Source organism: Novosphingobium sp., from assembly GCF_019748365.1.
Lineage (GTDB): Bacteria > Pseudomonadota > Alphaproteobacteria > Sphingomonadales > Sphingomonadaceae > Novosphingobium.
In genome coordinates this window covers 22,730-29,712 of record NZ_JAIEPN010000021.1, presented here as the reverse complement: position 1 = coordinate 29,712, position 6,983 = coordinate 22,730, and the positions used below count along the sequence as shown (strand labels likewise).

The 6,983-nt window shown below is 69.0% G+C and carries 5 protein-coding genes; 3 read left to right on the top strand and 2 right to left on the bottom strand.

The features are described 5' to 3' along the window. Position 1: 1 nt before the first annotated feature. Positions 2-769, top strand: a complete 768-nt coding sequence (locus K5Q19_RS03230; protein ID WP_292941112.1) for an SDR family NAD(P)-dependent oxidoreductase — start codon at positions 2-4, stop codon at positions 767-769. Positions 770-900: 131 nt separating this feature from the next. Here the strand turns inward: K5Q19_RS03230 and K5Q19_RS03225 are convergent, their stop codons facing one another. After that, positions 901-2,976: a protein-disulfide reductase DsbD domain-containing protein gene (locus K5Q19_RS03225; protein ID WP_292941110.1), complete on the bottom strand. Its 2,076-nt coding sequence runs from the start codon at positions 2,974-2,976 to the stop codon at positions 901-903. A gap of 188 nt (positions 2,977-3,164) precedes the next feature. Here K5Q19_RS03225 and K5Q19_RS03220 point away from each other — a divergent pair, with 188 nt between their 5' ends. Together K5Q19_RS03220 and K5Q19_RS03215 are read left to right on the top strand one after the other, a co-directional pair. Continuing rightward, the gene (locus K5Q19_RS03220; protein WP_292941108.1) at positions 3,165-4,874 is read left to right on the top strand and encodes an alkaline phosphatase family protein; all 1,710 of its coding nucleotides are present in this window, start codon (positions 3,165-3,167) and stop codon (positions 4,872-4,874) included. Beyond that, entirely contained in the window at positions 4,871-6,094 is a 1,224-nt protein-coding gene (locus tag K5Q19_RS03215; protein WP_292941106.1) for a UbiH/UbiF/VisC/COQ6 family ubiquinone biosynthesis hydroxylase, read from the top strand. The genes K5Q19_RS03220 and K5Q19_RS03215 overlap by 4 nt, the downstream gene beginning before the upstream one ends. Here the strand turns inward: K5Q19_RS03215 and K5Q19_RS03210 are convergent. Continuing rightward, positions 6,091-6,942 (bottom strand): hypothetical protein, encoded by an 852-nt coding sequence (locus K5Q19_RS03210; RefSeq protein ID WP_292941104.1) that lies wholly within the window; start codon positions 6,940-6,942, stop codon positions 6,091-6,093. The genes K5Q19_RS03215 and K5Q19_RS03210 overlap by 4 nt on opposite strands. Positions 6,943-6,983 lie beyond the last annotated feature (41 nt).

The following is a 6,983-nucleotide window of genomic DNA, read 5'->3' as shown; positions in this document are numbered from 1 at the left end:
CATGACGGGTAACAGACTGGCAGGACGCATCGCGCTGATCACCGGCGCTTCTTCGGGCCTCGGCGCGCATTTCGCGCGGCTCTATGCGGGCGAGGGCGCGGCGGTCGTGATCGGGGCAAGGCGCGTGGAGCGCGTGCAGGCGCTGGCGGACGAGATCAATGCGGGCGGCGGCAAAGCGCTGGCTGTGGCGCTCGATGTGAACGACGAAGCCTCGATCATCGCGGCCTTCGATGCGGCTGAGGCTGAGATCGGCGTGCCTGATGTGGTCGTCGCCAATGCCGGGATCGTTGTGCCGGGCCGCGCGATCGATGTGCCGGCAGAGGGCATCCGCAGCGTCGTTGATACCAACTTCACCGGCGTCTACCTCACCGCGCGCGAAGGCGCGCGGCGGATGATCAAGGCGGGCTCCAAGCAGAGCGAGAAGGGCCGCGTCATCCTGATCGGCTCGATCACCTCGCACATGACCGGGCAGGGCGATGCCTCCTATGCCTCCACCAAGCTCGCCGTGCAGCACCTCGGCCGCCAGTTCGCGCAGGAATGGGCGCGGCTGGGGATCAGCGTCAACACGATCCAGCCCGGCTACATCAGCACCGAAATCGCGGGCGACTGGTTCGATACCGAAGGCGGCAAGGCACAGATCAACACCTGGCCCCGCCGCCGCCTGACCGATATCACCGCGCTCGACGAACCGATGGTGTTCTTCGCTAGCGACGCCTCGCGGCAGGTGACGGGCTCGCATATCACAGTGGATGACGGGCAGAGTTTGTAGGTTCCTGCCCACTTCAACCCACCTCGTCATTCCCGCGAAGGCGGGAATCCAGAGCCGATGCGCATGACGCCCTGGATTCCCGCCTTTGCGGGAATGACGAAGGGACTTGGGCGACTTTATGTGACGGGGCCTTACCCTTTCGGCAACCCTGCCATAAAGTCTGCGCTCAGCACTTGCGGCAGTTTCTGCGGCTCGGCAGCCTTGGCCGGATACCACAGGTAAAGCGGCACCCCCGCCGCGCCCTGCTCTGAAAGGAAGCTGGTGATCTTCGGATCGCGGCGCGTCCAATCGCCCACCAGCACGACCACGCCGGCCTTCTTGAAGGCATCGCGCGTCGTCTCGCGCTCGATGGCGGCGGCTTCGTTGACTTTGCAGGAGAGGCACCAGTCTGCCGTGAAATAGGCGAACACCGGCTTGCCCTGCGCCCGCGCCTCGGCCAGCGCGGCCTCGCTGAAGGGCTTGGCATCGAGCAGCCCGGCTTCGACTTCGCCGCCGGGGCCCGCCGTCGCCAGACGCGGCGTGGCCGCAAGCGCCAGCGCGGCGAGCGCGATGCTGCCCGGCAGCGCCCACTTCGCGGTCCCAAGGCCCTGCCGCTGCGCCCGCCCGATGGCGACCAGCAGCGCCACGACCAGCACGCCAAGTGCCACCGCTCCGCCCGCATACGTGGGACCGCCAAGCCGCCACGCCAGCCAGCACAGCGCCAGCACCGTCAGCCCCATCGGCACCGCCATGGCGCGGCGGAAGCGCTCCATCCATGCGCCCGGCTTCGGCAGCAGCCGCCGCAGCGCGGGCACGAAGCCGAGCAGCAGGAACGGCAGCGCAAGGCCGAAGCCGAGCGCCGCAAACACCGCCATCGCCGCCCATGCTGGCAGCACCAGCGCCGCGCCGACAGCGGCAGCCATGAACGGACCGGTGCAGGGCGTCGCAACGAACGCGGCCAGCAGCCCGGTGCCGAACGCACCCAGCCAGCCGCTCTTCGCGCCGGCCGCACCGCTTTCGATCGAAAGGCCGGGCAGCTCATAAAGTCCCATGAAGTTCGCCGTGATCGCGACCGCCAGCAGCAGCAACAGCGCCACCACGCCCGGATCCTGCAACTGGAACGCCCAGCCCACTTGCGTGCCCGCCGCGCGCAAGGCCAGCATCGCCGCGCCAAGCCCCATGCAGGCGAGCATCACGCCCGCGGTATAGGCCACGCCCTCGACATGGGCGTGGTGGCTCCCCGCGCGGGCCAGCGCCATGGCCTTGAGGCTGAGGATCGGGAACACGCAGGGCATGACGTTGAGAATCAACCCGCCGACCAGCGCGCCAAGAATCGCCAGCACCAGCGTCGCAGCAGAGAACGGCGCGGGCGCGCTGCCTTTGCCGAGCGGCGTGCCGCCAGTGGGGACAGCGCCCGGTGCAGCCGTAAAGGCAATACCGCCCAGCGACTCGCCCTTGGCGCCAAGCCCAAGCGAAAGCACGCCGCTGATCGAAAGCGGGGCTTCAGGCGAGGGAACGGCGGCCTTGGCCAGTTCGACCACCAGCGTATCACCCACGCGGCTGAAGGCCTGCGGCTTGGCGTAGCTCGCCACGCCCTGCGCGTCGATGAAGACGTGCGGTTCGCCAATCGTCGCGCTCGCCGGGAAGGGCAGGCCGATTCGCCAGCCTGTGCTCGTGGCCGAGAACGTGCCCTGCCGGTCGAGCGGGGCAGGCAGTGCGGCCCGCCAGCCATCGAAGCGCGCGTCGGCCGGGCCGGACCCGACCGTCACCGTGCCTTGCAGCGTGGCGCTCTCGGGCACGCAGATCGCCTCGGTGCAGGCGAGCCAGTTGGCCTTGGCCGAAATGGGCAAGGTGGTGCCGGGCGCCGCATCCTTGGGAACGGTGAACGGCACGAGCACGGCATAGTCATGCTCGTAGACGTGGTTCATCAAGCCCTGCAGCAGCAGCGTCTGCGGCACCGGGAATGCGAGCGCACCGGTGCTCGCGCCGGAGGGCAGGGTCCAATCGAGCGTGATCGGCAGGCCGGCATCGCCCGGATTGCTCCAGTAACCGTGCCAGCCCTTGTCCGGCTGCATCAGCACCGCGAGCGTCACCGTCTCGCCCGGTTGTGCGGGCCGTTCGGCGAGCAGCGAGGCGCGGATATGGGGCCCTTCCGCCAAAGCGGGTGCGCCGGCCAGCGCCAGCCAGCAGGCGGCAAGCAGGAGGACGATGTTTCGCAGGAATGCCATATGCGCCGTCTATCTCACCGTGATCGCTTTGGCCACCTGTCCGCCGGGCGCCAATGCCCCTCGTGCCTTTGCGGGCAAGTGGCCATGCGAGGCCCCTTGCGCGCATGCGCCGCCGGGGCCATCACGCAGCGGCCCGAACGCGGACAGGCGACTCCGGTTCGGCCAAGTACCGAGAAAGGTTACCTCCTATGGCGCTTCGCAGGTTCCGCTCCTTTACTCTGGGCGCCGCCGCGCTTGCGGCCGTGATCGCCCTGCCGCACTACGGGCTCGCCCGTCCGGCAGCGAAGCGGGCCCCGGCACCGGCAGCGGCCCCGGCGGTCCAGCCTGCCGCGAACGCACCCAAGCTGATTGTCGCGATTTCGATCGACCAGTTCTCTGCCGATCTCTTCGCGCAGTATCGCTCGCACTTCACCGGCGGCTTAGCGCGCCTCGCCACGGGCGCGGTGTTCCCGGCAGGTTATCAAAGCCATGCCGCGACCGAGACTTGCCCCGGACACTCGACGATCCTCACCGGCGTGCACCCCGCGCGCACCGGGATCATCGCCAACACCTGGATCGACCAGTCGGCCCTCCGCAGCAAGAAGCAGGTCTACTGCGCCGAGGACGAGAACCAGACTGCGGCGGATCCCAAGGACTATGTCGCCTCGGTCAGCCATCTCCTCGTCCCCACGCTGGGCGAGCGGATCAAGGCGCTCTGGCCCGCCAGCCGCAACGTCGCCGTCTCGGGCAAGGATCGCGGTGCGCTGATGATGGGTGGGCATGTGATCGACAGCGTCTACTGGTGGAAGGGCGCAGGGTTTGCCACGCTCGATGGGCGCGCGCTCACCCCGGCGGCGGTGAATGAAAACAAGGCGCTGGGCGAAGTGCTGGCGCAAGGCGCACCCGAACTGCCGCTGCCCGAATGGTGCAAGGGCAAGGATCGCGCGGTGCCGCTCAGTGCCACGTTCGCGGTCGGCACCGGTCGCTTCGCGATGGCCGCAGGCGACAGGAATGCCTTCCGCGCCTCGCCCCGGCTTGACCGCGCGACGCTCGATCTCGCGACCGAACTGGTGGACGAGAACAAGCTCGGCAAGGGGGCCACGCCCGATGTGCTCTCGGTCAGCCTTTCGGCGACGGACTATGTCGGTCACGGCTATGGCACCGAAGGCGCGGAAATGTGCATCCAGCTTCAGCAGCTCGATCTGGCGCTGGGCGATTTCTTCATCGCGCTCGACAGCCGAGGCATCGACTATGCCGTGGTGCTGACGGCCGATCACGGCGGGTTCGACATGCCCGAACGGCTGGGCGAGCAGGCGCTGCCCGCGTCGCACCGCGTGAGCAAGGCGCTGCTGCCCGAAGCGCTGAGCGCAGCGGTCGCGGCGAAGACCGGGCTCGATGCGAAGGGCCTTGTCCTTTCCGATGGGCCTTCCGGCGATATCTGGCTGCGGCGCGATCTGGCCCCTGCCGACAAGGCCCGCGCGCTGGAAGCGCTGAAGGCCGAACTGGTTGCCAATCCGGACGTCGCCGCGGCCTTCACCGCGGATGAGATCGCCGCCGCGCCCGTCGGAACCGGTTCGCCCGAAACCTGGCCGCTGATCGCGCGCGCCAAAGCCTCGTTCTACCCCCCGCGTTCGGGGGATCTCGTGCTGATGCTGAAGCGCGGGGTGGTGCCGATTCCGGTGCCAGGTCCGGGCTATGTCGCGACGCACGGCTCGCCGTGGGATTATGATCGCCGCGTGCCGATGCTGTTCTGGCGCAAGGGGATGACCGGATTCGAACAGCCGAGTCCCGTAGAGACGGTGGACATCGCCCCCACGCTTGCGGCACTGATCGGCCTGCCGGTCCCGGCCGGCGCATTTGACGGGCGCTGCCTCGATCTCGATGCGGGGAGCGGTGATACGTGCGGAGCGACGAAGTGAGCGAGACCCTGACGTCTGACATCGTGATCATCGGCGGCGGGCTTGTCGGGATGACGCTCGCCATCGGGCTTGCCAAGGCCGGCATCCCCAGCTGTGTGATCGACAGCTCCGATCCTTCCGCGCAGACGGCGGAAGGGTTCGATGGCCGCGCCTCGGCGATTTCGACGGCGAGCTGGAATCTCTACAGCCATCTGGGCCTCGCCGATGCGCTTGAGCCGCTCGGCTGCCCGATCGATTCGATTGCGGTGACCGGCGGGATGAAGCCCGGGCGGATCGATTTTCAGCCCGAACCCGGTGATGGTTCGCTCGGCCGCATGTTTGCCAACCGTGATCTGCGTGTCGCGATGTACGATGCGGCGGCGAAGGAGGACCTCATCACCTTCCTCCCCAATGCCCGCGTGTCAGAACGGACGCGCGATGCGCACGGTGTGGCGGTCACGCTCGCCGATGGCCGCGTGATCAAGGGGCGCCTCATGGTCGGTGCCGAGGGCCGCGCTTCGCCGACGCGTGACGAGGCGGGCTTCACGCCCGCGCGCTGGAGCTATGGCCACCGCGCGATGATCGTCGGGCTGGCTCATGCGAAGCCGCATAACAACGTCGCGTGGGAAATCTTCTATCCGGCGGGGCCTTTCGCGCTGCTGCCGCTGCTCGACGATGCTGAGGGCAATCACCGCTCGGCGCTGGTCTGGACGGTGAGCGAGAAGGACGCGCCCGGCGCGATGGCGCTGCCCGATGGCGCGTTCCAGAGCGCGGTGCAGGCACGCATGGGCGATGTGCTCGGCACGGTGCGGCTGATGGGTCCGCGTTCGTCGTGGCCGCTCAATTTCCACCACACCGCGAAGATGGTTTCGGACCGGCTCGCGCTCGTCGGCGATGCCGCGCACGGGATGCATCCGATTGCCGGGCAGGGGCTGAACCTCGGCCTGCGCGATGTCGCGGCACTGGTGGAAGTGCTGACCGACGGCATGCGCCTCGGGCTCGATCCCGGCGATGCGCAACTGCTTGCCCGCTACGAACGCTGGCGCGCGGCGGATACCTTCATGGTCTCGGCGGCGACCGACGTGCTGACGCGGCTGTTCGGCGTGCCGGGGCGGATCCCTTCGGCGATCCGGCGGCTCGGCATGGCGGGCGTGCAGCGCTTGCCCGCGCTCAAGCGCTTCTTCATGGACGAAGCGCGCGGCATGAGCGGCGCGCTGCCGAGCTTGCTGCAGCCGGCTTAGGCGGCAGGCGAGGCGGCGGGCGCCGGTTCAGTCGCGGCGCTGGACGCCGGATTTGTCTGTGCTGCCGCTTCGGGTTTCACCACCGGCGGCGTCGGCGGGAAGGACAGCGCGGCGGTTTCCAGCTGATCCAGCGCGCGCTGCGCGGCCACGAAATCGCGGGCATGGGCGAGCCATTCGGTCGCCGCATCCTTGCCCGGCATGCGCTCCACTTCGGCGATAGCGACATCGATGCGGCCCCCTGCCAGCGCCTCACGCACGCGGATCGCGCGGCTTTCGGCGGTGGGGGAGGGGCTGTCGGCATGGCGGATGACGAAGAGTTCGCCCATCTGGCGGGTCAGCCAGTCCCACGTGCCTTCGCTCTGCGCGCCGCCGATCAGCTGCGGGCCGAGCTTCTCGAAGGTCTCGCTCAGCATCGACAGCGTGACCGGCTTCTGCGCCGAGGCGATCACCCGGTCCACAGCGGATTGCTGGGTGCTGCCAAAGCGCACGCGCAGCTGGGTTTCGAGGTAGCCAAGCGGCTGCCCCCGTTCGATCGCGCGGCGGGCGGCAAAGGCGACGAGCAGGGCTTCAGCCTGCGTGGCCTGACCGGCAGCGGCAGCGGCTTGCTGGTTCAGCTCGGCGAGGCGCTGTTCGAGCGCGGAGACCTTGGCTGCAGCAGCGGTCAGCGCGGCGTCGGTTGCGGCGAGGTTGGCGGTGGTCTGCGCGGCAGCCTGCGACATCGAGGCCGAGGGCGACGGGATGGGCGAGGCCGGAGCGAAGCCCGAAACATGCACTTCCAGCCAGCCGGTCTGCCAGCCGTACCAGGCGCCGCCGGCAAGCAATGCGAGGAGGAAGAGGACAGCAAGCACCGCCCGCCCACGCCCCGTCCGGGAGCGTTGCATGGCGAGGG

Bases quoted from the DNA above. Each gene is read 5' to 3' on its own strand.
- K5Q19_RS03230 (WP_292941112.1), top strand. From the start codon at position 2: ATGACGGGTAACAGACTGGCAGGACGCATCGCGCTGATCACCGGCGCT.
- K5Q19_RS03225 (WP_292941110.1), bottom strand. From the start codon at position 2,976: ATGGCATTCCTGCGAAACATCGTCCTCCTGCTTGCCGCCTGCTGGCTG.
- K5Q19_RS03220 (WP_292941108.1), top strand. From the start codon at position 3,165: ATGGCGCTTCGCAGGTTCCGCTCCTTTACTCTGGGCGCCGCCGCGCTT.